Genomic DNA, 24,419 nt, shown 5'->3' with positions numbered 1-24,419 from the left:
ATTGTTCGGGGGCGTTAATCAACCCCTCACGCATACCGCGCTTGCACGGGCCCGATTCACAACTCAAGCTATGTCTCATTCGCCCAGTGTCCGTCTAAGGAAAAGGCCCTCGACATGCGTATTCTCATCACCGGCGGTGCCGGCTTTATTGGCTCCGCCCTGGTTCGCCACCTGATTCAAAACACCGAGCACGAAGTGCTCAACTTGGACAAACTCACCTACGCCGGCAACCTGGAGTCGCTGACCAGCATCGCGTCCAACAGCCGCTATGAGTTCGTGCAGGCCGATATCATCGACCAGGCCGCTGTCAGCGCCGTGCTGGCGCGCTTTGAGCCCCAGGCGATCATGCACCTGGCCGCCGAGTCGCACGTCGACCGTTCCATTGACGGCCCGTCGGATTTTATCCAGACCAATATCGTCGGCACCTACAGCCTGCTGGAAGCCACTCGTGCTTATTGGCAAACGCTGCAAGAGCCGGCCAAGAGCGCGTTCCGCTTCCACCATATCTCCACCGACGAGGTCTACGGCGACCTGCATGGCGTGGACGACCTGTTCACTGAAACCACGCCTTACGCGCCCAGCTCGCCGTACTCCGCCAGCAAAGCGGCGTCCGACCACCTGGTTCGCGCCTGGCAGCGCACTTATGGCCTGCCGGTGTTGCTGACTAACTGCTCGAACAACTACGGGCCGTTCCATTTCCCTGAGAAGTTGATCCCGCTGGTGATCCTCAACGCCCTCGCGGGCAAGCCACTGCCGGTCTACGGTGACGGTTTGCAGGTGCGCGACTGGCTGTTCGTCGAAGATCACGCCCGCGCGCTGTTAAAAGTCGTGACCGAAGGCGTCGTAGGCGAGACCTACAACATCGGTGGCCACAACGAGCAGAAGAACATCGATGTAGTGCGCGGCATTTGTGGCCTGTTGGAAGAGCTAGCGCCACAACGCCCGGCCGGTGTGGATAAATTCACCGACCTGATCACATTCGTCAAAGACCGCCCAGGCCATGACCAACGCTACGCAATCGATGCGAGCAAGATCGAGCGCGAATTGGGTTGGGTTCCGCAAGAAACCTTCGAAACCGGCCTGCGCAAAACCGTTCAGTGGTACCTCAATAACCTCGACTGGTGCGGCCGAGTCCAGGACGGTAGCTATCAAGGCGAACGGCTTGGCAACACCGAGCCAAAAGACCTGATCGCATAACAAAGCATCACGCACCACAGCTAGGCATAATGCGCCTGTACCCACAGGCGCACGACTCCCATGACTCCTCCCCTCCCGCGAAGACCCCGCTGGCGCAGCCTCGCCTTGTTGGCGTTGTGCCTGGCACCGCTGCTGTGGCCGCTGGAGCACTTGGCCGAGCGCTATTACCGCAGCGAACTCGCCGGGCAAAACCGCCAGACCCTCGACCTGTACGTCGCCAACCTGCTCGGCACGTTGCACCGCTATGAAGTGCTGCCGCAGATCCTCGGTGACTTGCCGGCCCTGCGCACCGTGCTGGATGCGCCCCACGTCAGCACCAACCTAGCCAATGCCAACCTGCTGCTCAAGGACGTCGCCACCCAGGCCGGGGTGGAAGTGATGTACCTGATGGACACCACCGGCAAGACCCTCGCAGCCTCCAACTGGGATAAACAGGACAGCTTTGTCGGCCGCAATTTCTCATTTCGCCCCTACTTCAGCGAAGCCATGGCCGGGCGCCTGGGGCGGTTTTTCGGCCTGGGCACCACGTCGGCCAAGCGCGGCTACTTCTTCGCCGCCGCCGTGCGCGATGGCGACACCATCATTGGCGTGCTGGTGGTCAAGGTCGACCTGGACCACACCGAAAGCCTGTGGGGCAACACGCCGGAACAACTGCTGGTCACCGACCATAACGGCGTGGTGATCCTCACCTCGCGCCCGCAATGGCGGTTCCGCGCCACGCGGCCACTGACCGCCGAAGAGCACCAGGCAATCATCGCGATCCAGCCCTACCCAACCCGCGACCCGCAGCCGCTGGCACTCAGTTCCACGGCGTGGTTGCGCCAATCCACCGCCATCGCCGAGACCGGCTGGAATGTGGAAATCCTCGCGCCACGCTCGCTGATCAACCGCCCGGTGCGCACGGTGGTCGCTGTGGGTGGTGCGACGTTGCTGGTGTTGATGTTGCTGCTGGGGTTGATGATGCAGCGCCGTCGTCATTACCTGGAGCGCATCGCCTTTGAAGCCAAGGCGCGCCGTGAGCTGGAAGCCCGTGTGGTCGAGCGCACCAGCGACCTGGAAGGCCTTAACCGGCGCCTGAAACAGGAAGTGCTCGAGCGCGAACACGCCCAGCAGGAGTTGGTTCGCGCCCAGGACGACCTGGTGCAAGCCGGCAAACTGTCGGCGCTGGGAACCATGTCGGCGAGCATCAGCCACGAACTCAATCAACCGCTTGCGGCGATTCGCAGCTATGCGGAAAACGCCGAGATCCTGCTCGACCACGAGCGCACCAATGACGCTCGCGGCAACCTCAAACTGATCAGCGAACTGACCGGGCGCATGGCCTCGATCATCGCGCATTTGCGTGCGTTCGCCCGGCGCGACCGTCACGCCCCGGAAAGCGTGGCCCTGCAGCCAGCGCTGGACGATGCGCTGGCGTTGCTGGCCAAGCGGCGGCGGTCGATGGAAGTCGAGCTGATCCGCGATTTGCCGGAGGCGACCCTGTGGGTGCAAGCCGGGGAAACACGTCTGCGCCAGGTGCTGGGCAACTTGCTGGCCAACGCCCTCGACGCCCTCACCGAAAAAGGCCCGCCGCGCAAGCTCTGGCTGAGTGCCGAAGCCACCGAACAGGGCGTCAACCTGTACATTCGCGACAATGGCCCAGGCTTTTGCATGGAAGCCCTGGGCCGCGCCAGCGAGCCGTTCTACACCACCAAGACCCGCACCCAAGGCTTGGGGTTGGGGCTGGCGATTTGTGACACGCTGATGCGTGCCTTTGGCGGCGATTTGTCGTTCGCCAACCACAAGGAAGGCGGCGCGCTGTTAACCTTGAAATTGCGTGCCGGCTCGCCGGGCGTCAGTCTGCAACCGTCCGAGGACCGCAGTGTATGAGTATCGATAACCAGATTCAGGTGGTGCTGATCGACGACGATCCACACCTGCGTCAGGCCCTGTGCCAGACCCTGGACCTGGCCGGGCTGAACGTCCTGACTCTGGGCGAAGCCACCGGCCTCACCGCGCGCTTGTCGCGGGACTGGCCGGGCGTGGTGGTCAGTGACATCCGCATGCCTGGCATGGACGGCCTGGAGCTGCTCACCGAACTGCACGGCCAGGACCCGGAGCTGCCGGTGCTGTTGATCACCGGCCACGGCGACGTACCGCTGGCGGTGCAAGCGATGCGCGCCGGCGCTTACGACTTCCTGGAAAAACCCTTCGCCAGCGACGCGCTGCTCGACAGCGTGCGCCGCGCCCTGGCCCTGCGCCGGCTGGTGCTGGACAACCGCAGCCTGCGCCTGGCCCTCAGTGACCGCCAGCAATTGAGCACGCGGCTGGTGGGGCACTCGCCGCAGATGCTGCGCTTGCGCGAGCAGATCGGCGCCCTGGCCGCAACCCGCGCCGACGTGCTGATCCTCGGCGAAACCGGTGCCGGTAAGGAAGTGGTGGCGCGTGCGCTGCATGACCTGTCGAACCGGCGCAGCGGGCCGTTTGTGGCGATCAACGCTGGTGCCCTGGCCGAATCGGTGGTCGAAAGCGAGCTGTTCGGCCATGAGCCGGGCGCGTTTACCGGCGCGCAAAAACGCCGTATCGGCAAATTCGAATTCGCCAATGGCGGCACGCTGTTTCTCGATGAAATCGAAAGCATGAGCCTGGATGTGCAGGTCAAGCTGCTGCGCCTGTTGCAGGAGCGTGTGGTCGAACGCCTGGGCGGCAATCAGCTGATCCCGCTGGATATCCGCATCATCGCCGCCACCAAGGAAGACCTACGCCAGGCGGCCGATCAAGGCCGCTTCCGTGCCGACTTGTATTACCGCCTCAACGTCGCGCCGCTGCGCATTCCGCCGCTGCGCGAGCGCGGTGAAGATGCCTTGATGCTGTTCCAACATTTTGCCGACGAAGCCAGCAGCCGCCACGGCCTAACCTTGCACGAGCTGCAACCGGGCCAGCGGGCGCTGCTGTTGCGCCACAGTTGGCCGGGCAACGTGCGCGAGCTGCAAAATGCAGCCGAACGCTTTGCCCTTGGGTTGGAGCTGGCACTGGACGCCACAGCGGATAACCCCGCCGCCGGCGTGCTGACTTCTACCTCAGGTGGTTTGAGTGAGCAGGTCGAGCAGTTCGAAAAAAGCCTGATCGCCGCCGAACTGACCCGCCCCCACAGCTCGGTGCGCAGCCTCGCCGAAGCCCTGGGTATACCGCGCAAAACCCTGCACGACAAACTGCGCAAGCACGGCCTGAACTTCGCCGACAGCGCCAGCCACAGCGCCGACGACGAATGACCCCGCCCACCCGCCAAGAGGCCGCCATGAGCCGCAACAGCCGTTACCTGGAATCCATCCTCCACCACGACATCCCCTTGACCCGAGAAATGGGCCTCAAGGTGCTCGACTGGCAACACGGCCAACTGCAACTGCACCTGCCCTTGCAAGCCAACATCAACCACAAGAGCACCATGTTCGGTGGCAGCCTCTACTGCGGCACGGTGCTGGCGGGCTGGGGTTGGCTGCACCTGCAATTACGTGAAGAAGGTATTGAAGACGGGCATATCGTGATTCAGGAAGGGCAGATCAGTTACCCGCTGCCGGTCACGCGGGATGCGACGGTGGTGTGCCAGGCGCCAGAGGAGAAGGTGTGGAAGCGCTTTTTGGCGACGTACAGGCGTTATGGCCGGGCGCGGTTGACGCTGGAAACGTGGGTTGTGAATGAGGGCAGTGAGGAGCAGGCGGTGACCTTCACCGGCCAGTACGTCCTGCACCGCTAACCGCCACAACACAAAAACCAATGTGGGAGCTGGCTTGCCTGCGATAGCGGTAGTGAAGTGCGCCCCAAAAGTTGGACAGCTAATGGTTAGGCTACCGCGGACCGGGTTCTGTAAGCCACAGGGCTCAGTCCGCCAAGCTTCGTTTTGATTCGCTTATGGTTGTAGTAATGGATGTACTTATCCAGCCCGGCCTGCAGCTGAGCAACGCTGTCGAAGCTTTCCCGATAGTAAAACTCCGACTTCAGGGTACCGAAAAAGCTTTCCATTGTGGCGTTGTCATAGCAGTTCCCTTTGCGAGACATGCTCTGTTCCAACCCAGCTTTTTCCAGTTTTTCCCGATACTTTGAGTGTCGATAGTGCCAGCCCTGATCCGAGTGCAGCATGGGTTTGGCGCCTTCGGGCAAGCGCTCAAGGGCCAGCTCCAGCATGTCGCCTACCAAGGCGTATTGGGGGCGGACGGCGGTCTTATAGGCCACAATCTCTCCGTTGTACAAGTCCAGTACTGGGGACAGATACAGCTTTTTGCCGGCCACTTTGAACTCGGTGACATCGGTCACCCATTTCTGATTTGGTTGCTCAGCTTCGAACTGACGAGCCAGGATATTGGGCGATACCTCTCCCATTGGCCCTTTATACGATTTGTATTTTTTCGGTCGCACTGTGCATTTCAGGCCTAACTCTCCCATCAGCCGTCGTACCGTTTTACCGTTGATCAACGGCGTTTGCTTACGTAGCGCTAAAGTCATCCGACGGTAACCAAGGCGGCCCTCATTCTCGTCTTGGATAGTCTGGATAGAGGCTTTGATCGAGATAAACCGGTCCGCAACGCCCATCGCCTTGAGTTGGTAGTAGTACGTACTTCGCGCAAGACCTACCAGCTTGAGCAAATCACTCAAGGGGAAAGCTTGTTTGAGCTCAGTGACTAATCGGGCTTTTTCTTCGCTTCTCTCTCTCGCCTCATCACCGCCTCGCCCAACTCTCCAAGCTTTTTTAGGTAGGCGTTCTCCATGCGCAAATACTGCAGTTCATCGAGTAATGCCTTGTGTGCAAGCTGTGCGTCGGTGAGTGGGGTGGTAGTTTTACGCGGTTTAGAAGGCGGCTTGGGCATAGCGGTAATCGATCCTTTTTTCCCTGACTCCAGGGCTTCAATACCGCCACTGTAATACTGCTGTTGCCATCTGCCCACCTGGCTTGAGTTACCCAGGTTGAAGAGCGCCGCTGCGCGGCGCAAGGATAAGGAGTCGCGCCACATGCGTTGCAGCACTGAAAACTTGAACAAGGGACTGTAGCGTTCGCCGGTTCTGCTTAGACAGGCTTCGCCATGTAATCGGTAAGCCTCCACCCAACGACGAAGCAAGGTGGGATCCATTTGGAATTGAGCGGCTATGCGGCGAAAGCCTCGGCCCTGCTCAAGGAAAGTGGTAATGGCGGAAAGCTTGAACTGCGTCGTGTATTTGCTCATGAAAAGCCCCAGGAGTTGGACGGGTGTCCAACTTCTGGGGCGCACTTCAGTAGATCAGTCACTTAAGCGGTGACTGTCAGATCGCTATCGCAGGCAAACCAGCTCCCACATTTTGATTTTTTGAGGCCTTAAGAACGGGCCAGGGTCAGCAGGCGCTCGCGCCAGGCGGCCTTCGCCGGCAACGCCAAAAAGAACGGGTTCAGCAACGATTCCCGCGCCGGATAGCTGAAGGGTTTACCACTCAACTCCAACACTTCGCCGCCCGCCCCTTCCAACACACCCTGGGCCGCAGCCGTGTCCCACTGCGAAGTCGGCGCCAAACGCGGATAGCAATCGGCGCTGCCCTCGGCCAACAGGCAGAATTTCAGCGAGCTGCCGATATTCGCCAGTTTCAGCTCACCCAAGCCTTCGCTCAAACCGTCGAGCAGGCGCTCCTGCTCCGGGCTGGTATGGCGACGGCTGGCCACCACGGTAAAAGCCTCGCCCGCTGCAGGGGCCCGACGAACTTGAATGTGCTTGGGCGCTTCATTCACATCGGAGCGCCACGCCCCCAGGCCCGCGCCACCAAAGTAGCACCGGCCACTGGTAGGCATCGACACCACGCCAAACACCACGCGGCCTTGTTCGATCAAGGCAATGTTGACGGTGAACTCTTCGCTGCCCGAGATAAATTCCTTGGTGCCATCCAACGGGTCCACCAGCCACCAGCGCTGCCAGCCCGCGCGTACACTTTGGTCGATATCCGCGTCTTCTTCGGACAACACCGGAATGCTTGGGTCGAGCGTGGTAAGGCCGGCGAGAATCAGGTGGTGAGCGGCCAGGTCCGCTGCCGTTACGGGCGAATCATCAGCCTTGGAGGTGACCGCCACATCGGCGCGCCAGTACGGCAGGATCACTTCACCGGCCTGGCGGGCCAGTTCAATCACAGGGGCGATTAACGGGTGGCCTAAAAACAGTTCGCTCATGCGCTAAACGCTCCACGCTGGGTCAACAAATCTCGTACCAGATACAGCGCAGCCAGGGCGCGGCCTTCGCTGAATTGCTCGTTTTGCGCCAGTTGCGACAACTCGCGCAGGTTGACCCGCTCCACGCGCATCGGCTCAGGCTCATCGCCTTCCAGGCGTTCTTCGTACAGGTCGGTGGCCAGCACCACCTGGATTTTCTGGCTCATGTAGCCAGGCGACAGCGACAGCTCGGTAATGTGTTCCAACTGCCGCGCACCGTAGCCGGCCTCTTCCTTGAGTTCACGGTCGGCGGCCGCCAGCACGTCTTCGCCGGGTTCAATCAGGCCCTTGGGCAACGACAACTCATATTCGTCGGTGCCGCCGCAGTATTCTTCGATCAGCAACGCGTGGTCCTCATCAATCATCGCCACGATCATCACCGCGCCGTAGCCGGCACCGCGGCCTACCAGGCGCTCGTAGGTCCGTTCAACGCCATTGGAAAAGCGCAATTGCACTTCCTCCACGCGGAACAAACGGCTACTGGCGACTATTTCGCGGGCGAGGACGGTGGGTTTCTGGCGCATAAGCGGCTCCTTGGCGTGATCGGGTTACTATACCGTGGCTTTTCCGATTGTCTGTGTCGGATATCTTTACTTACATGAGAACGCCCCATGCCCGCTTTGAACTGGCACGCCATCGACACCGTCTTGCTGGACATGGATGGCACCTTGCTCGACCTGCATTTCGACAACCACTTCTGGATGGAGCACCTGCCCCAGCGCTACGCCGAGCTGCACGGGGTGAGCCGCGCCATGGCGCAGATGGAATTGCAGCCGCTGTTCGAGCGTAACGCCGGACAGTTGCAATGGTATTGCCTGGACTTCTGGAGCACGGAGCTGAATATTCCGGTGCGCGAGCTCAAGTTGGAAACTGCCCACCTGATCGCCCTGCGCCCGGACGCGGACACGTTTCTGGCGGCGATCAAACAGGCCGGCAAGCGCGTGATTCTGATCACCAACGCTCATCGTGATTCGCTGTCATTGAAGTTGGAACGCATTGAACTGGCGCCGTATTTCGAGCGGCTGATCAGCTCCCATGACTACGGTTTCCCCAAGGAAAACCCGCAATTCTGGGCAGCCCTGCAAGCCGACATCCACTTCGACCCGGCCCGCAGCCTGTTTATTGATGACACCCTGCCGATCCTGCGCAGTGCCCGGGATTTTGGCGTGGGGCATTTGCTGGCGGTGAAAGAGCCGGACAGTAAGAAGGGGCCAAAGGACACGGCGGAATTTGCGGCAGTTGATGACTACCGGGACCTCATTGCCGGACTTTAATCAAATGTGGACGCTGGCTTGCCCGCGATGCAGGCACCTCGGTTTATCAATTGCACCGAGGTGATGCTATCGCAGCGGTTCGACAAGCCAGCGCCCACACAAGCGCGCTCTACAGAGAGTGCTTACTTGGCTGGAATACGCAGCGTCTGCCCAGGGTAGATTTTGTCCGGATGCGACAACAGCGGCTTGTTGGCTTCGAAGATCTTGTTGTACAGATTCGCATCACCGTAAACAGTCTTGGAGATAGCGCTCAGGGTGTCGCCCTTTTTCACCACGACAAAGGTGGCTGCAGCGACTACAGGCCCAGAAACGGTGATCTGGTCATCTACACTGCCAACACCGGCAATATTGCCTGCCGCCAGGATGATTTTTTCTTTCTCTTCCTGGGTGGCAACTTCGCCTTTGACGGTGACTTTGTCGCCATCAACGGTTGCGGTGACATTCGGATTTCCAAGCCCAACATCGCTGATGTGCTTCTTCAACTCCTCACTTGCGTTCGCATTACCCGGCGTCAACAGGTCAATAAGCTTCTCGCCAGCTTCCTTAACAAAGCTAAAAATACTCATGGTGCGCTCTCCTTGGGGTTTAAGTTCCAGATGCCCAAGACTAGACCAGTCCTACAGGCTTGGGTTCCAGGCCGACCAAAGACCCAAACGCGCTAGAATCCCCCGCCATTGGAATAAGCCCGGAGCGAAGATGGACATCAAACAGCTGAAATTCCTCATCGCCCTCGACGAGACCCGGCACTTCGGCCAGGCGGCAGCGCGCTGCCACATCACCCAGCCGACCCTGTCGATGCGCCTGCGCAACCTCGAAGAAGAGTTGGATTTGCCGCTGGTCAATCGCGGCCAGCGCTTCGAAGGCTTTACCGCGCCGGGCGAACGCGTATTGGCATGGGCCCGCACCGTGCTGGCGGCGTATGACGGCTTGCAGGCCGAAGCAGCGGCGTGTCGCGGCAATTTGGTCGGTACGTTGCGCCTGGGCGTGGTGCCACTGTCGAGCTTCGACCCCTTGACGCTGATGCAGCAACTGCATAAAGAGCATCCGAGCCTGCGCTTTGAGCTGTCGGCATTAAGCTCCGAGCAAATCCTCGAACAACTGGCGAGCAATCGCCTGGACTTGGGCGTGTCCTACCTGGAACGCCTGGACAACGAGCGCTTCGACTCGCTGGCCCTGGGCGAAACCCGCATGGGCCTGCTCTACGACCAGCGTTTTTTTAGCTTCGGCGACAAGCCGTTGAGCTGGGAGGCGCTGATCGAATTGCCATTGGGCATGCTCACCAGCGGCATGCACTTTCGCCAATCCATCGACCACAACTTCCACAGCCGTGGGCTCAACCCGCAGCCTTTGTTGCAAACCGATGCGGTGCACCAATTGTTACAGGCCGTGCACGGCGGCCTGTGTTGCGCCGTGATGCCACTGGATGGCGGCCTTGATGCGCTGACCGAGCACCTGCGTCTGCAACCTATTGAGGACGCTCACACCCTAGCCCGCCTTGGGCTGATCATGCGTCGCAGCGCGCCGCGTTCGGCATTGGCAGAAGCTTGTTTTGCGCTGTTTCAGAAATCGCAGCAAGAGCCTTGATCGACGTCATCTATCGGTAGATCAGTACTGGCAATTAGACGCGACGCTTTGTCGCGCCTAGTCTGAACACTGATCAATCCGCCGGTGGTACTGCCCCATGAACGCCAAGCGCCCAGTCTGCGCGGCGCCCGCCCTCGAAACGCCCGCGCCCGCCGCCAGCCAGAGCTACCAGTTTTGCAACCTCGAACACACAGAAGTCGCCAGCACTGCGTTGGCGGAAGAAGTGGCGTTGGCGATTGCTTATAACGATATCAGCCAGGCCGTCATGCTGGTGACGCCGACGGACCTGGAAGACTTCATCGTCGGCTTCAGCATCGGAAGCGGCATTATCGCCGACGTTAGCGACATATATGATCTGAAACTCAGCGGTTCGGGCTCAGCCCAATACGCCCAGGTGCAGATTTCCAGCCGGGCCTTTTGGAACCTCAAGCAGCAGCGCCGCCAATTGGCCGGCACCAGCGGCTGCGGTTTGTGCGGTGTGGAGGCGGTAGAGCAAGCCTTGCCCGACCTTCAAGTGCTGCCCGGTGCGCCCTTGCCACCCGCCGAATGGCTCGACGGCCTGCGCCAACGCATCAGCGCGTTCCAGCCCTTGGGCCAGTACAGCGGCGCGGTGCATGCGGCGGTGTTTATGAATAACCAGGGCGAATTGCTCATGGGCCGCGAAGACATCGGCCGGCATAACGCCCTGGATAAACTGATCGGCGCCCTGATCCGCCAAAAAATTCCGACCGACGGCGGCCTGGCGATTGTTACCAGTCGCTGCAGCCTCGAATTGATCCAGAAAGTCTTGCGCGCGGGCATCCAGACCTTGGTCAGCCTGTCGTCGCCCACCGGTCTGGCCCTGCAATGGGCGCGCCGGCACAACCTCAACCTCATCCACCTGCCGCAGAAAAGTGCGCCGCGGGTCTACAGCCCCGCGATGGAGAACCAGCCATGAGCATGCATCACCAAGCCGACCAAACCCCGACCCCGCGCTACAAGCCCTACAAAGGCGCGGCCGGCGGCTGGGGCGCGCTGATCAGTGTGGCGCAGGCCTGGCTGACCAGCGACAACGCGATGAAAAACCTGCGCATGATGCTCAAGACCAACCAGAACGGCGGCTTCGACTGCCCGGGCTGCGCGTGGGGCGATTCGCCGGAAAGCGGCATGGTCAAGTTCTGCGAAAACGGCGCTAAGGCAGTTAACTGGGAAGCCACCAAACGCCGTGTGGATGCTGCATTTTTTGCCAAGCACAGCGTCACCGCGCTGCTGGAGCAAAGCGACTATTGGCTGGAATACCAAGGCCGCCTGACCGAACCGATGCGCTATGACGCCGAAACTGACCGCTACAAGGCTATCAGTTGGGAAGCGGCGTTCGATCTGGTCGGCAAGCACCTCAACGCCTTGCCAAGCCCGGACATGGCCGAGTTCTACACCTCGGGCCGGGCCAGCAACGAAGCGGCGTACCTGTATCAGCTGTTTGTGCGCGCCTACGGCACCAACAACTTCCCGGACTGCTCGAACATGTGCCACGAAGCCAGCGGTGTGGCCCTGGCGCAAAGCGTGGGCGTGGGCAAAGGCACCGTGATCTTTGATGACTTCGAACACGCCGATGCGATTTTCGTGTGGGGCCAGAACCCCGGCACCAACCACCCGCGCATGCTCGAACCGCTGCGTGAAGCGGTTAAACGCGGCGCCCAGGTGGTGTGCGTCAACCCGCTGAAAGAGCGCGGGCTGGAACGCTTCCAGCACCCGCAACACCCGCTGGAAATGCTCACCAACGGCGACAAACCAACCAACACCGCGTACTTCCGCCCGGCGCTGGGTGGCGACATGGCCATCTTGCGTGGCATGGCTAAGTTCCTGCTGCTGTGGGAGCGCCAGGCCCAGGCCGAAGGCAAAGAAGCGGTGTTCGACCACGACTTCCTCAACGAGCACACCACCAACGTGCTCGAGTACCTCGGCCAGATCGACGACACCTCGTGGGATGAAATCGTCGAGCAGTCCGGCCTGACCTTGGTTGAGATCGAGCAAGCGGCGCGCATGTATGCCAAAGGCAAAAACGTGATCATGTGCTGGGCGATGGGCATCACCCAGCACCGCCATTCGGTGCCGACCATCCAGGAAATCGCCAACCTGATGCTGCTGCGCGGCAACATCGGCCGCCCAGGCGCAGGCCTGTGCCCGGTGCGTGGCCACAGTAACGTGCAGGGCGACCGCACCATGGGCATCAACGAACGTCCACCAGTGGCGTTCCTCGACTCACTGGAACGTCGCTTCCAGTTCCAGGTGCCGCGCCACAATGGCCATAACGTGGTCGAAGCGATCCACGCGATGCTCGAAGGCCGCTCCAAGGTGTTTATCGGCCTGGGCGGCAACTTCGCCCAAGCTACGCCAGACAGCCCGCGCACTTTCGAAGCCCTGCGCAGCTGCGACCTGACCGTGCAGATCAGCACCAAGCTCAACCGCAGCCACCTGATGCACGGTAAAGACGCGCTGATCCTGCCGTGCCTGGGCCGCACCGACATCGATATCCAGGCCGAAGGCCCGCAAGCGGTGACGGTGGAAGACTCGTTCAGCATGGTTCACGATTCCAATGGCCAGTTGCAGCCGCTGTCGAAGCTGATGAAATCCGAGCCTGCCATCCTCGCCGGTATTGCCGCCGCGACCCTGGGCAGCAAACCGGTGGACTGGAACTGGCTGGTGGCTGACTACGGGCGCATCCGCGACCTGATCGCCGACACCATCCCTGGCTTCAAGGATTTCAACGAACGCCTCAAACACCCGGGCGGTTTTTACCTGGGTAACTCCGCCGGTGCACGCCGTTGGAACACGCCTTCGGGCCGCGCCAACTTCCGCCCGAACGTGCTGCCCAAAGACCTGATCCACGAACGCACCCACGCCACAGGCCGGGTGCCGGACCTGATCATGCAATCGATGCGCTCCCACGATCAGTACAACACCACCATTTATGGCCTGGACGACCGCTACCGTGGCGTGAAAGGCCAGCGTGACGTGCTCTTCGTCAACGAAGCCGACATCATCCGCCTGGGCTTCAAACCGGGGCAGAAGGCTGACATCGTTTCGCTGTGGGAAGATGGTCGTGAACGCCGTGTGAAAGGCTTCACCTTGCTGGCGTTTGATATTCCGGCGGGGCAGGCAGCGGCTTATTACCCGGAAGTGAACCCACTGGTGCCGCTGGAAAGCACTGGGGATGGCAGCCATACGCCGACGTCTAAGTTTGTGGCGATTCGTTTGGAAGCGGCGAGCGCGACGGGCCTGATCATGGCGCATTCGGCCTGACTGGGATTGTTGCGGCGAGCCGGCTTGTCGAATCGTCGCACCGCCCCCAATAACGTCACCGCATTCTTTCAGTCAGAACGCAGTGCCTGGACCAGGGGCCGCTGCGCAGCCCAACGCGGGCGGTGCGACGATTCAACAAGCCCGGCCGCCACAATAAAGCGTTAACGACTACTAATTCCGCAGGCACAAAAAAGGCCGCTTTTGCATAAAAGCGGCCTTTCCCAAGTAGCTAAAGACTCGCAAAAACGACTTAAGTTCCTCATACAAAACAGTAACTTAGCAAATTGTATACAACCCATACCACCGGTCGGTTTTCGATTGTCAGCGCCTCGATACAACCTCAGGATCGCGCCGTCATCCTCTTGAGGTCTCCCTATGAAGTTCTCCTCGATTCTCTTGTTGTCCCTTGGCCTGGTCAGTGGCGCAGCCATGGCCGGTGGCACCACCGAAGCCGGTGTGGGCGGCGCATTGGGCGGGGTTCTAGGTTCGGTTGTCGGCCAGCAGATAGGCGGTAACACCGGTTCGGCCATCGGCGCAGCCTTGGGCGGCGCGGGCGGTAGTGCGGTCGGCGCCGACAAGCGCAGCCGTGGCGAAGCCGCTATCGGCGGCGCACTGGGCGCGGCAGGCGGCAACGTGGTAGGCCGCAGCATGGGCGGCAACACCGGCAGCCTGATCGGCGCAGCCGCCGGCGGTGGCGCAGGTGGTGCGCTGGGCAACTACATGGGCAACAAGAGCGATGACGACGACCGCCGTTATCGTGGGCGGGATAACCGTCGTTATGACCGCGATGATCATCGTGGCCGTGGTCATGCCTATGGGCATCGCAAGAACAAGCATCACTACCGTAATCATCGGTAAGCCAACGGTCTAAAGCACAAGGCAAATCCCTGTGGGAGCCGGGCTTGCCCGCGATGGCGTACTGTCAGGAAACACATTTGAACCTGACACATCGCTATCGCTGGCAAGCCAGCTCCCACAGTTGATCTTCGCTGATCAAAATGGCGAGTCACACCACCAACCGCTGCAACGCCTCGCGCAACGCCCCCGGAATCGTCACCGGCTGGTTCGTCGCCCGATCCACAAACACATGCACAAAGCGCCCAGCCGCGCAGGCGTCCTCTTCGCCTGACTTGAACACCGCCAACTCATACTGCACCGAGCTGTTACCCAACTTGCCGACCCGCAGGCCAATTTCCAGGCGGTCGGGAAACGCGATCGAGGCGAAATAATCACACGCCGAACTCACCACAAATCCCACCACTTCACCGTCATGAATATCCAACCCGCCCTCTTCAATCAGGTAGGTATTCACCGCCGTGTCGAAAAAGCTGTAGTAAGTAACGTTATTCACATGGCCGTACACATCGTTGTCGTGCCAACGCGTAATGATCGGCTGGAAGTGACGGTAGTCGGCGCGCAAAGGCATTGAGTCAGGCATGGACAAGTCTCGTGAAAGTGGGCTTACAGATCATTCAAATGGGCTTCGGCCCACTCGCGCACTTCGGCGTAGGGATAGTCCTCCAGCGCCGCAAAACCCGGAATCCCCCGCGCTTTGAGCTTGGTAAACAACGGCACGCTGATACCACCGAGGAAGCGCGCCAGTCGCTCCGCGCCAGGCAAACTCCCGGTGTGCTCATGATGCCTGTGGATAAAATCACCGCACAGCCCCATGAAGTTTTTATCCACAAGCGGCGGCAGGCTTGGCGGCGCCGGCAAATGCGCAACGTGGCCGTGGCACACCGAACAATGCCCGCACCGCAGCGGCGCGTTTTCATCGCCAAAGTACTGAGCCAAACGCTGCCCCAGGCAATGCTCGGTAGCGAACAGGTCAAGCATGGCGTGTATCCGCGCCACTTCCGTCACCTCGTGTTGCTTGAAGCCTGTGTATAACTCCTCGCTCAATACCTGCGGATCGAAATCGGTATTCAGTAAGCTGTAGACCTCGGTCATTTGCTTGCTTTCCAGCTCGATCAGGCCCTGTTCCTGGAAGTAATCCAGCGCCTTCACCACACGGCTGCGTTCAGCATTGTGCTGTTGATAAAGCGCGTCGAAATCCACGGTCGCCCAGGTCCTGGCGCGGCTGCACACCTGAACAATCGCCGCGACAAACTGCTGCCGCTCACCGGAAAAACGCGCCAGCAAGGCCTCGGGCTCAATCAGGTATTTGAAGCGGTATTCGGCATAAAACGCGTAGCGCGGCGCGATCACGCCCTTAAGCTCCAACTGCACCAACAGGGTCTTGAGCGGCAGTTCGCGGATGTTGCTGTGGTCCGACAGCGACCTCAGCAAGAACTCCCACTGCCCCTCGCCCCGCGCCGCCTGCAACTCCTCCAGCACACGACGAATGCCCTGCTGCTCCGGCGTGTCGCCGTACACAAAGTTTTCCAGCACGTTGAGGCTGTCACGGTTGGCCAATACCAGGCACTCGGACGGCTGCCCATCACGCCCTGCACGGCCGATTTCCTGGCTGTAGTTCTCGATGGATTTGGGCAAATCGAAGTGCACCACATTGCGGATATCACTTTTATCGATCCCCATGCCGAACGCGATGGTGGCAACGATGCAATTGGAGCGCCCGCCCATAAAGCGCTGCTGGATGCCCTCGCGTTTATCGTGGGGCAAACCCGCGTGATAGGCCTCGGCCTGAATACCGTTGCGGTTCAGGTGATCGGCTATCTGCTCGGCGGTTTTCTGCAAGGTGACGTAAACAATGCTCGGCTGATTGGCGCGTTCGCTCATCCATTCGACCAAGCGCCGACGCTTGTCGTGACCGCTCACCGGTTCCACCAGCAAGTTGAGGTTGGGCCGGTAGAAGCCCGTGGTGATGACATCGTCCGGCGCAATGGCGAACTTCGCCTGCATGTCGGCAATCACCTTGGGCGTGGCCGTAGCCGTCAGCAGCAAAGCTTGTGGGATATTGAACTGGCGCTGGTAGTCCGGCAGCTTCAAATAGTCCGGGCGGAAGTTGTGGCCCCACTCCGAAATACAGTGCGCCTCGTCCACCACCAGCAGCGAAATCTGCACGCTTTGCAGAAAATTACGGAAGCGCTCGTTCTTCAAGCGCTCCACGGAAATCATCAGGATTTTCAGCTCGCCGGAACGCGCACGTGCCATTACGTCATTGGCGTCTTCGCGGCTCTGCGCCGAGTCGATACTGCCCGCGCAAATGCCGTGGCGCTGCAGGAAACCCAACTGGTCCTGCATCAACGCCAACAGCGGCGACACCACCAGCGTCAGGTGCGGCAGCAATACCGCCGACAGTTGATAGCAAAGAGACTTGCCCGAACCGGTGGGGAAAATCGCCGCCGCAGAGCGACCGGCCAGCACCGCGCTGACCGCTGCTTCCTGGCCCAAACGAAACTGTGGATAACCAAAGACCTGTTGGAGGGTGTTGTGCATAAGCTGTCACTCCATTGACCGCTGAAGGAGTCAAAAACATAGTCCAGCGATCAGGAAAAGGTCGGGAATAAACGCTACAAACTGATACAGAGAAAACCAGCAAGCCTGCGCAAAAACGCAGACAGTAGCACGCCTGATCGCAAGCCCCGACAAGGAGTCGTGAATGCCCAACACACTGCTGTTTTCCCTGCAACGTGCCGCCTTGCCCGCATTGCCCTTGCTGCTGATGGGCTGTGCAACACCACCCAAACCACCATCCGAACAATTAGCCGCACATGCCTTTGAAACCCCCGAATACTTTGCCTCAAACGCCCTGCCCACCGTTAAGGCATCCACCCTCTACGCTCGCGGTGGCAACGGCCAAGGCGTGAAAGTGGCCTTGATCGACTCGGGCCTCAACAGCACGTTGCCGCAGTTCCAAGGGCGCCTGGCCAGCATGGGTTACGACTTTGTACGCCAACAGCCCGACGTCGTTGACATCAAGGGGCACGGCACGCAAATGGCCGGCATTCTTGCCGCCAACAAGAACGATCAAGGCATGCATGGGATCGCCTTCAACGCTCAGTTGATCCCTATGCGTTTCGGCGACGACAAGGAGCCGCTGTGACCTGCTGGAAGCAGCGCAGCACGTAAAGCTGCAACCGGCGGTCGATAAGCAACCACAACCAAGCCAGCCACTGAGCTAAAATCTGTAGGCGCTGGCGTGCCCTGCTCACTCATTTGATGGTTGCTGCCCAAAAAATCACTGGTAAATCGCAAATACCGGAAAAGGCCGTGAGAAACCGTCACACATCACGTAGTCCCCTTCCCAAACTACTTAAAACACCTGCTCCCCCCCTACATAACTCACCTGCGCATGACTGAAACTAGCGCCCTCTCAACTGTCCCGGCAGAAACAGCGTGAACTTTTATTTAGAGTTAGCCTTGATCGTCACTCTGCAACTGCTGACCTTTTGGCTGATAAAAAACTACAAGTATCGGATAGGCCTTGGGCTCACCTTGCTAGTCAGTGGGCTAGTACTGATATTCGCACCGATGCCCACGCCGACTTTTTCTGCACACGAGCCTATAAACAGTACCATCGCCTATATCATCCTCTTCACTGGCATTGGCTTTATGCTGGAGCGAAACAAACACCGACGCGTAACGTCGCCCGCCCCAACCCACCCACTCCTGCGTGCCACCACCATGAACCTGGCTCCCAACTTCCCCGAAGACCCCGTCATGCAGCAGCTCCTGCAATTGCTGCACGAAGAAATCGGCCTACCGAAACACAAGACTCTTCGCCTCGAAACCTCGATCAACCTCGACCTCGGCTGCGACGGCGCCGAGGCTCAGCAATTGATGGAAGCGATGGAGCAAGCGTTTGCCCTCGACCTGGGCGACTACGACGCTTATCGTTACTTCAAACCGCCGGCGTTCGATGTGTTCCTCAAGCGTCGGGCCAAAGGCCGTGGCGACAAGGTGCCGCTGACCATCGGCATGCTCTACCTGGCCATCAAGACCCATAGCTGGGACACGCAGACCCTGGAAAACCTCAGCTGACCCCAAGCCCGCTCCCACATTGGATATGCGCTAACCTGGCGAATTACCTACCTATCAAGGACCGTACATGGACGTAATCATGGGCCTGCTGGCCGCCCTGCTCTGGGGCGGCACGGATTTCCTCGTGGGCCTCAACGCCCGGGCCGTCGGCGTTAAACGCGCCGTGTACTTCGGCCAAGCCCTCGGTTTTTTGATCATGACCCTGCTGCTGGTCATCTTCCCGGCCTACCTGTTCAAATCCCTGAATGCCCCGTTGAGCGTCTGGCTCCTGGGCCTCACGGCTGCGCTGCTCACCGTCTCCGGCGCCCTTGCGCTGTCCAAGGCCTTCGCCCTGGGCAAAGCCGCCATCGTCGCGCCGCTGGTGACGTCCTACGGCGTTGTCACCACACTGCTGTCCTGGGCCAGCGGTGAACACATCAGCCTGATCCAACTCGGCTGCATCGGCCTGTGCGTCGTCGGCGTAATCCTCTCCAGCATCCACAAAGACAACGGCGTCCCTCACAACAACCCGCGCCTGTCCATCGCCTATGCCCTGCTCGCCGCCTTGCTGTACGGCACCAGCTTCTGGCTGCAAGGCCGCTACACGTTGCCCGCACTGGGGCCGATCACCATGTTGTGGCTGGGTTACCTGGTGGGCCTGTGCGTACTGGTGGTGATGGTGCTGAAGATCAAGGACGGCCTGAAGATTCCGCCGCTGAAAAACTGCGCGACGTTGACCGGTGCGAGCTTGATGAACCTGGGTGGTTTCTCGGCGTTTTCGTGGGGCGTGATGGCGGGGTCGGTTTCGGTGGTGACGGTGATCAGTACGTTGTCGGGTGGGATTGCGGCGATTCTGGGGTTTGTGTTTTTCAAGGAGCGGTTGTCAGCGGTTCAGGTGCTGGGGGTGGTGTTAGTGCTGGTCGGTGCAGTGGTTTTGCACATCGCCGACTAACCCTTCGCGCACAAAAAAGCCGCCCACAAGAGGCGGCTTTTTCACAACAACCGAACCTTACAACTTAGGCCCAGCCGCCTTGATCGCATCGCTCACTTCAAACTTCTTGAAGTTCTCGACGAACAGAGCCGCCAGCGCTTTCGCCGCTTCGTCGTAAGCAGCCTTGTCGGCCCAGGTGTTACGTGGGTTCAACAGGCCAGTCTCAACGCCCGGTACGGCCAATGGCACGTCGAGGTTGATGGTGTCGAGGTGTTCGGTTTGCGCACCGATCAACGCGCCGCTCTGGATCGCTGCGATGACGCCGCGAGTGGTCGGGATGTTGAAGCGTTTGCCGACGCCGTAGCCGCCGCCGGTCCAGCCGGTGTTGACCAGGTAGACCTTGGAGCCGAAGCCGCGCACGCGCTTGATCAGCAGTTCTGCGTATTCACCGGCCGGGCGTGGGAAGAATGGCGCGCCGAAGCAGGTGGAGAAGGTCGACTTGATGCCGCTGCCCGAACCCATTTCGGTCGAGCCCACCAGCGCGGTGTAGCCGGACAGGAAGTGGTAGGCCGCTTGTTCTTCGCTGAGGATCGACACGGGCGGCAGTACGCCGGTCAGGTCGCAGGTCAGGAAGATCACAGCGTTTGGCTCGCCGCCGAGGTTTTGCTCGGAGCGCTTGGCAACGTGCTCCAGCGGGTAGGCGGCACGGCTGTTCTGGGTCAGGCTGACATTGGTGTAGTCGGCGTGCTTGGCATCGTCGATTACCACGTTTTCGAGCACGGTGCCGTGCTTGATGGCTTTCCAGATAACCGGCTCGTTCTTCTCGGAGAGGTCGATGCACTTGGCATAGCAACCGCCTTCGATGTTGAACACCACGCCTTCGCCCCAGCCGTGTTCGTCGTCACCGATCAGGTAACGGCTTTCGTCGGCGGACAGGGTAGTTTTACCGGTGCCCGACAGGCCGAAGAACAGGGTCACGTCGCCTGCTTCGCCGATGTTGGCGGCGCAGTGCATTGGCAGCACGTCAGCGGCCGGCAGCAGGAAGTTCTGCACCGAGAACATGGCTTTTTTCATTTCACCGGCGTAACGCATGCCGGCGATCAGGACTTTTTTCTGTGCGAAGTTGAGGATCACGCAACCGTCGGAGTTAGTGCCGTCACGCTCTGGCACGCACTCGAAGTTGGCCACGTTAAGCACTTGCCACTCGTCACGGCCGGCTGGGTTGTACTGGGCCGGGTTGATGAACAGGCAACGACCGAACAGGTTCTGCCAGGCAGTCTGGGTGGTCATTTTCACGGCCAGGTAGTGGTCTTGCGCAGCCCCTACGTGAACGTGGGAAACGAAATGCTCTTGCGCGTTATTGAATGCTTCTACGCGGTTCCACAGGGCATCGAACTTGTCGGCCGGGAACTTGCGGTTGATCGGGCCCCAGGCGATTGCGTCTTGGGTAGAAGGCTCTTCAACGATGAAACGATCGACCGGAGAACGGCCGGTACGGTGACCGGTTTCTACGACCAGCGCGCCAGTATCGGCAAGCACGCCTTCACCGCGCTGCAGGGCTTCTTTGACCAGATCGTCAACACTCAGATCGGTGTATACGGCGTTATTGGCTTGCGTCATGAGGTTCCCCGTCGGCCTATGGCCGAGTGCTCCAAACGTTTTGTAGTAGAAAGTTGCGCACTACTACCGCGAAAAAAGTGGGCCGGATTATGCCAGAAAAGCCCAAAAAGAGTAGGGCCCTCCCGTCAGAACTGCGCTAATCCGGCGTTTGTCAGGTGATTTACCTGTGCTTAAACGTTTTAGTGGCGGGTATCGGAAGGGGTGTCAATGCCTGCACCGGCGAATAATTGGGCGACATCGGCGGCATCGAACAGGTAACGCTGGTTGCAGAACTGGCAGTCGATCTCGATATTGCCGCCGTGCTCCACCACCAGATTTTGTGCATCTTCCAGGCCCAGGCTGACCAAGGCATTCGCCGAACGCTCGCGCGAGCAGCTGCAACGGAAGCGCAGGCCCTGTGCGTCGAACAGGCGCACGGCCTCCTCGTGGTACAGGCGATGCAGGATGGTTTCGTTGTCCAGGCCCAGCAGCTCTTCGGCGGTCAGGGTGCCGGCCAGGGCGGTCAGTTTGCGCCAGCTGTCGGTGCGCTCGTCGTCATCCTTGATGCGGTCGGCCGGCAGTTGTTGCAGCAGCAGGCCACGGGCGCGCTTGCCGTCGGCATTGAGCCAGAACTTGGTGCCGACTTGCTGGGACATCACGAAATAGTTGGTGAAGCAGTCCGACAGGGTTTCGCCGTCGAGGTCGACGATGCCCTGGTAACGCTGGCCTTCCGTCGGGTCGACGGTGATCGCCAGCACGCCGTCGGCCATCAGGTCGCCAAGGGTCGCGTCCGGCGCAATCAAGTCGGCGTCGTAACGGGCCAGGCCACGGATTTCGCGCTCGCTGGAGCACTCGATCATCAGCATCGGTACCGGGCCTTCGGAACGCGCCTGCAAAATCAGCAAACCGTCGAACTTCATGGTGCCCACCAGCAACGACGCCGCCGCCATCAGTTCACCGAGCAGCTGCGCGACCGGCTCCGGATAGGGATGCTTGGCGAGGACTTCGGCATAGCTGCGCTCCAGCGAGACCAGTTCGCCGCGGGCGTCGTTCTCGTCGAAGATGAAGCGTTGGGTGAAGTCGGTATCCGGTAGATCAGTCATAGGTCTGGGTATCTGAATTGATGACAAAATGATTACAAGGTTTATAAAATTAAACGCTTTAGCACCATATTGGTGCGGCTTTCTCCTGGAAACGGAGAGCTAAATAGAGCGAAGAGGGACAGTTTATGAACAATCCGGGTTTGTTCCAAGCCAAGTGGAACCTCCGGCGATGGGCTCTATGCAATCTACTCGCTATCGGGCTGCTGTGTTTTTGGCTGTGGCCCACTGGCCAGATGCTGTGTGTGATTTTCGACGAATGGCTGTTTCACCTGCTCAATGACCCACTGGCGAGCAATTCGACCTGGCTGCATGTGTGGGCAGTGGCCAGCTTGCGGCCGTTTGATGCCGTGGTCGGAGTGATTTTACTGGCGCTGCTGATTCGCGGTGATTGGGTGTTCAAGGCGGTTCAGGTACGCCAGGCGTTCTTTGGTTTCCTTGGCATTCTGCTGCTGTTGCTGTTTATCCGCATGCTGTTCTCCAAGCTTGCCACGCAAATGGGCTGGCAACACAGCAGCCCGTCGATGATGATCAGTGGCGCGACTCACATGAGCGACTATTTCCCAGGGCTGGAGAAAACCTGGGAGCTGAAGGACCGTTCGGGTCAGAGTTTCCCTGGCGATCATGCGTCGGTACTGTTGATCTGGGGCATGTTCATGACGGTATTTGCCAAGCGCATCGGCCAAGTGCTGGTGATCTGGGGCCTGGCGCTGCTGTTCATGATGCCGCGACTGGTGGCGGGTGCGCATTGGGGGCAGGACGATTACATCGGCGGCGTGTTGCTGGCGTTGTTGGCGCTGGGGTGGGGTTACTACACGCCGTTTGCGGCGAAGGTATCGGGCGCATTGTTGCGGGTGACGGCGCCGTTGTTTGGGTTGCTGGGCAAGTTGCCGGTAATCGGGCGATTGAGCGTCATGCGCACTGCCGCGTAACACCGCCTATTCATGTGGGAGCTGGGTTGCCGGCCCCCACAGTTGATCTCCTGGTTTGCTGGAGATTTGCACAATCAATCATCATTGCCACTGCCGCGAAATTTGAACAAATCGCGACGCTGCTTCTTGCTCGGTTTGCCATCGGTGGTCATGCCGGTAGCCCCCGCCTTACGCATGGCCGCCGCGTTTTCGCGCTTGGCGATGCTGGCTTCGGTTTCGGTGTACAGCGCCTGCGCTTGGGGTGCACCGCGACGCACAACGGACAGGGCCTGCACCACGACGGTCTTTTCATCAAACCCCACACGAATCTGCAGCTCATCACCGACGCGCGGTTCCTTGCCCGGCTTGCAGCGCTCCCCACGATGGTGCACTTTACCGCTCTCAATGGCGGCCTTGGCCAGGGCACGGGTTTTAAAGAAACGCGCGGCCCACAGCCACTTGTCCAAACGGACTTTTTCTTCCTCTTCCTGCTTTTGAGCCACTTGAATTCCTCGCTCTGAAAAATGTCGCAACTTTAACGTTGAAGACCTTCGACGCAGAAACCCCAACGCTCACCTAAGATACGCCAGGCACCACCCTGTTTTCGCGAGGATACGCTGTGACCGACTTCCCTGCCTCACTCACCTCGCCCGACCAGCGTTGCGTGGGTTGCCAGCAAAGCGAACCCCTGGGTTTCGATTTTGCGTTCGCCTATCAGCCTATCGTAGACCTTAGGGATCATTCGATCTTCGCCCACGAAGCCTTAGTGCGAGGCATCAATGGCGAAGGGGCGTTATCGGTGCTGGAGCAGGTCAACGAAAGCAACCGCTACCGCTTTGACCAGCGTTGCCGTACCAAGGCGATTGCCGGCGCCGCTGCCTTGGGGATGCAAACCCATCTTTCGATCAACTTTATGCCCAATGCCGTGTACCGGCCGGAGCTGTGCATTCGCAGCACCTTGGAGGCGGCCCGTGCGCATAATTTTCCGCTGAACCAGCTGATTTTTGAAACGCTGGAAAGCGAGCACGTAGATAACTATCGCCATTTGACCAATATTCTGCGTGAATACCGCGAATTCGGCTTCAAGACCGCCATCGACGATTTCGGCGCGGGCTATTCGGGGCTGAATCTGCTGGCCGATTTCCAACCTGACCTGATCAAACTCGACATGGCGCTGATTCGCGATGTCGACCAGGATCGTGTCCGCCAGGTAATCGTCCAGGGGATTGTCACAATCTGTGAGCAGTTGGGCGTTACTGTCATTGCCGAAGGCATCGAAAGTGCCGGCGAGCGTGACTTCCTGTCCGACTGCGGAATATTTCTGATGCAAGGCTACTGGTTCGCCAAGCCTGCATTCAAAGCCTTGGCCGAGGTTCCACCTCACGCCTGGGCGAACTGATCGGTTACCCATATTGAAGA

General features: G+C 59.8%; 22 protein-coding genes and 1 pseudogene. 14 read left to right on the top strand and 9 right to left on the bottom strand.

The features are described from left to right. Window positions 1-114 precede the first annotated feature (114 nt). Genes rfbB through KZH41_RS02710 form a run of 4 tightly spaced genes read left to right on the top strand, consistent with a single transcriptional unit; the run spans window position 115 to window position 4,930 of the window. A complete protein-coding gene (gene rfbB / locus KZH41_RS02725; protein ID WP_263274333.1) occupies window positions 115-1,197 on the top strand; it encodes a dTDP-glucose 4,6-dehydratase in 1,083 nt (360 codons plus the stop codon). Between the two features lie 60 nt (window positions 1,198-1,257). Beyond that, on the top strand, window positions 1,258-3,066 hold the full coding sequence (locus KZH41_RS02720; RefSeq protein WP_242153925.1) for a sensor histidine kinase: 1,809 nt from the start codon (window positions 1,258-1,260) through the stop codon (window positions 3,064-3,066). Continuing rightward, window positions 3,063-4,448 (top strand): sigma-54-dependent transcriptional regulator, encoded by a 1,386-nt coding sequence (locus KZH41_RS02715; RefSeq protein ID WP_263274332.1) that lies wholly within the window; start codon window positions 3,063-3,065, stop codon window positions 4,446-4,448. The genes KZH41_RS02720 and KZH41_RS02715 overlap by 4 nt, the downstream gene beginning before the upstream one ends. Before the next feature lie 26 nt (window positions 4,449-4,474). Beyond that, window positions 4,475-4,930, top strand: a complete 456-nt coding sequence (locus tag KZH41_RS02710) for a YiiD C-terminal domain-containing protein (RefSeq protein WP_094950895.1) — start codon at window positions 4,475-4,477, stop codon at window positions 4,928-4,930. Between the two features lie 86 nt (window positions 4,931-5,016). Here KZH41_RS02710 and KZH41_RS02705 read toward each other — a convergent pair. The 3 genes from KZH41_RS02705 to nudE form a co-directional block, all read right to left on the bottom strand. Continuing rightward, window positions 5,017-6,392, bottom strand: a protein-coding gene (locus KZH41_RS02705) for an IS3 family transposase (protein WP_412548774.1) whose coding sequence is annotated in 2 segments (ribosomal slippage) — window positions 5,017-5,910 and window positions 5,913-6,392 — 1,374 coding nt in all. Because the reading frame shifts where the segments join, the coding sequence is not laid out codon by codon here. A gap of 128 nt (window positions 6,393-6,520) precedes the next feature. Continuing rightward, window positions 6,521-7,357, bottom strand: a complete 837-nt coding sequence (gene cysQ / locus KZH41_RS02700) for a 3'(2'),5'-bisphosphate nucleotidase CysQ (RefSeq protein WP_263274331.1) — start codon at window positions 7,355-7,357, stop codon at window positions 6,521-6,523. After that, a complete protein-coding gene (gene nudE / locus KZH41_RS02695; RefSeq protein ID WP_094950893.1) occupies window positions 7,354-7,920 on the bottom strand; it encodes an ADP compounds hydrolase NudE in 567 nt (188 codons plus the stop codon). Before nudE ends, cysQ begins: the two co-directional genes overlap by 4 nt. An 87-nt stretch (window positions 7,921-8,007) precedes the next feature. On the opposite strand from nudE, the gene yrfG reads away from it, so the two are divergent. Further along, a complete protein-coding gene (yrfG, locus tag KZH41_RS02690) occupies window positions 8,008-8,670 on the top strand; it encodes a GMP/IMP nucleotidase (RefSeq protein ID WP_242153923.1) in 663 nt (220 codons plus the stop codon). A gap of 122 nt (window positions 8,671-8,792) precedes the next feature. On the opposite strand, the gene lysM is transcribed toward yrfG, so the two are convergent. Then, window positions 8,793-9,236: a peptidoglycan-binding protein LysM gene (gene lysM, locus KZH41_RS02685; RefSeq protein ID WP_094950891.1), complete on the bottom strand. Its 444-nt coding sequence runs from the start codon at window positions 9,234-9,236 to the stop codon at window positions 8,793-8,795. A 130-nt stretch (window positions 9,237-9,366) separates the two neighbouring features. Here lysM and KZH41_RS02680 point away from each other — a divergent pair, with 130 nt between their 5' ends. The 4 genes from KZH41_RS02680 to KZH41_RS02665 all read left to right on the top strand — a co-directional run bounded on the left by KZH41_RS02680 (window position 9,367) and on the right by KZH41_RS02665 (window position 14,394). Further along, the gene (locus KZH41_RS02680; protein ID WP_094950890.1) at window positions 9,367-10,254 is read left to right on the top strand and encodes a LysR family transcriptional regulator; all 888 of its coding nucleotides are present in this window, start codon (window positions 9,367-9,369) and stop codon (window positions 10,252-10,254) included. A 97-nt stretch (window positions 10,255-10,351) separates the two neighbouring features. Beyond that, window positions 10,352-11,191 (top strand): formate dehydrogenase accessory sulfurtransferase FdhD, encoded by an 840-nt coding sequence (gene fdhD, locus KZH41_RS02675; protein ID WP_094950889.1) that lies wholly within the window; start codon window positions 10,352-10,354, stop codon window positions 11,189-11,191. After that, window positions 11,188-13,536: an FdhF/YdeP family oxidoreductase gene (locus KZH41_RS02670; RefSeq protein ID WP_263274330.1), complete on the top strand. Its 2,349-nt coding sequence runs from the start codon at window positions 11,188-11,190 to the stop codon at window positions 13,534-13,536. The genes fdhD and KZH41_RS02670 overlap by 4 nt, the downstream gene beginning before the upstream one ends. A gap of 375 nt (window positions 13,537-13,911) precedes the next feature. After that, on the top strand, window positions 13,912-14,394 hold the full coding sequence (locus KZH41_RS02665) for a glycine zipper domain-containing protein (protein WP_094950887.1): 483 nt from the start codon (window positions 13,912-13,914) through the stop codon (window positions 14,392-14,394). A gap of 148 nt (window positions 14,395-14,542) precedes the next feature. Here KZH41_RS02665 and KZH41_RS02660 read toward each other — a convergent pair whose 3' ends face one another. Beyond that, complete coding sequence (locus tag KZH41_RS02660; RefSeq protein WP_094950886.1) at window positions 14,543-14,974, bottom strand: acyl-CoA thioesterase; 432 nt, start codon at window positions 14,972-14,974, stop codon at window positions 14,543-14,545. Window positions 14,975-14,997: 23 nt separating this feature from the next. Next, window positions 14,998-16,935, bottom strand: coding sequence for an ATP-dependent DNA helicase RecQ (locus KZH41_RS02655; protein ID WP_242153918.1), 1,938 nt, complete (start codon window positions 16,933-16,935; stop codon window positions 14,998-15,000). A gap of 163 nt (window positions 16,936-17,098) precedes the next feature. Here KZH41_RS02655 and KZH41_RS02650 point away from each other — a divergent pair. From KZH41_RS02650 to KZH41_RS02640, 3 genes and pseudogenes are all read left to right on the top strand, one after another. Next, window positions 17,099-17,536: pseudogene (locus tag KZH41_RS02650) on the top strand (S8 family peptidase); the annotation flags it as partial. A 587-nt stretch (window positions 17,537-18,123) separates the two neighbouring features. Further along, window positions 18,124-18,480, top strand: a complete 357-nt coding sequence (locus KZH41_RS02645; RefSeq protein ID WP_094950907.1) for a DUF1493 family protein — start codon at window positions 18,124-18,126, stop codon at window positions 18,478-18,480. Between the two features lie 67 nt (window positions 18,481-18,547). Then, a complete protein-coding gene (locus KZH41_RS02640) occupies window positions 18,548-19,411 on the top strand; it encodes an EamA family transporter (protein WP_242153914.1) in 864 nt (287 codons plus the stop codon). 57 nt (window positions 19,412-19,468) lie between these two features. On the opposite strand, the gene KZH41_RS02635 is transcribed toward KZH41_RS02640, so the two are convergent. Then, entirely contained in the window at window positions 19,469-21,010 is a 1,542-nt protein-coding gene (locus tag KZH41_RS02635) for a phosphoenolpyruvate carboxykinase (protein WP_242153912.1), read from the bottom strand. A 179-nt stretch (window positions 21,011-21,189) separates the two neighbouring features. Then, a complete protein-coding gene (gene hslO / locus KZH41_RS02630; RefSeq protein ID WP_263274329.1) occupies window positions 21,190-22,092 on the bottom strand; it encodes an Hsp33 family molecular chaperone HslO in 903 nt (300 codons plus the stop codon). 125 nt (window positions 22,093-22,217) lie between these two features. Here hslO and KZH41_RS02625 point away from each other — a divergent pair, with 125 nt between their 5' ends. Continuing rightward, complete coding sequence (locus tag KZH41_RS02625) at window positions 22,218-23,021, top strand: phosphatase PAP2 family protein (RefSeq protein WP_263274328.1); 804 nt, start codon at window positions 22,218-22,220, stop codon at window positions 23,019-23,021. A gap of 74 nt (window positions 23,022-23,095) precedes the next feature. Here the strand turns inward: KZH41_RS02625 and KZH41_RS02620 are convergent, their stop codons facing one another. Next, complete coding sequence (locus tag KZH41_RS02620) at window positions 23,096-23,503, bottom strand: RNA-binding S4 domain-containing protein (RefSeq protein ID WP_094950880.1); 408 nt, start codon at window positions 23,501-23,503, stop codon at window positions 23,096-23,098. A gap of 116 nt (window positions 23,504-23,619) precedes the next feature. On the opposite strand from KZH41_RS02620, the gene KZH41_RS02615 reads away from it, so the two are divergent. Further along, window positions 23,620-24,399, top strand: coding sequence for an EAL domain-containing protein (locus tag KZH41_RS02615; RefSeq protein ID WP_094950879.1), 780 nt, complete (start codon window positions 23,620-23,622; stop codon window positions 24,397-24,399). Window positions 24,400-24,419: the final 20 nt, after the last annotated feature.

Source organism: Pseudomonas sp. YeP6b (genome assembly GCF_025642995.1).
GTDB lineage: Bacteria > Pseudomonadota > Gammaproteobacteria > Pseudomonadales > Pseudomonadaceae > Aquipseudomonas.
Note: the sequence above shows the minus strand (reverse complement) of the source record. Positions and strands in the feature narration are given on the sequence as shown.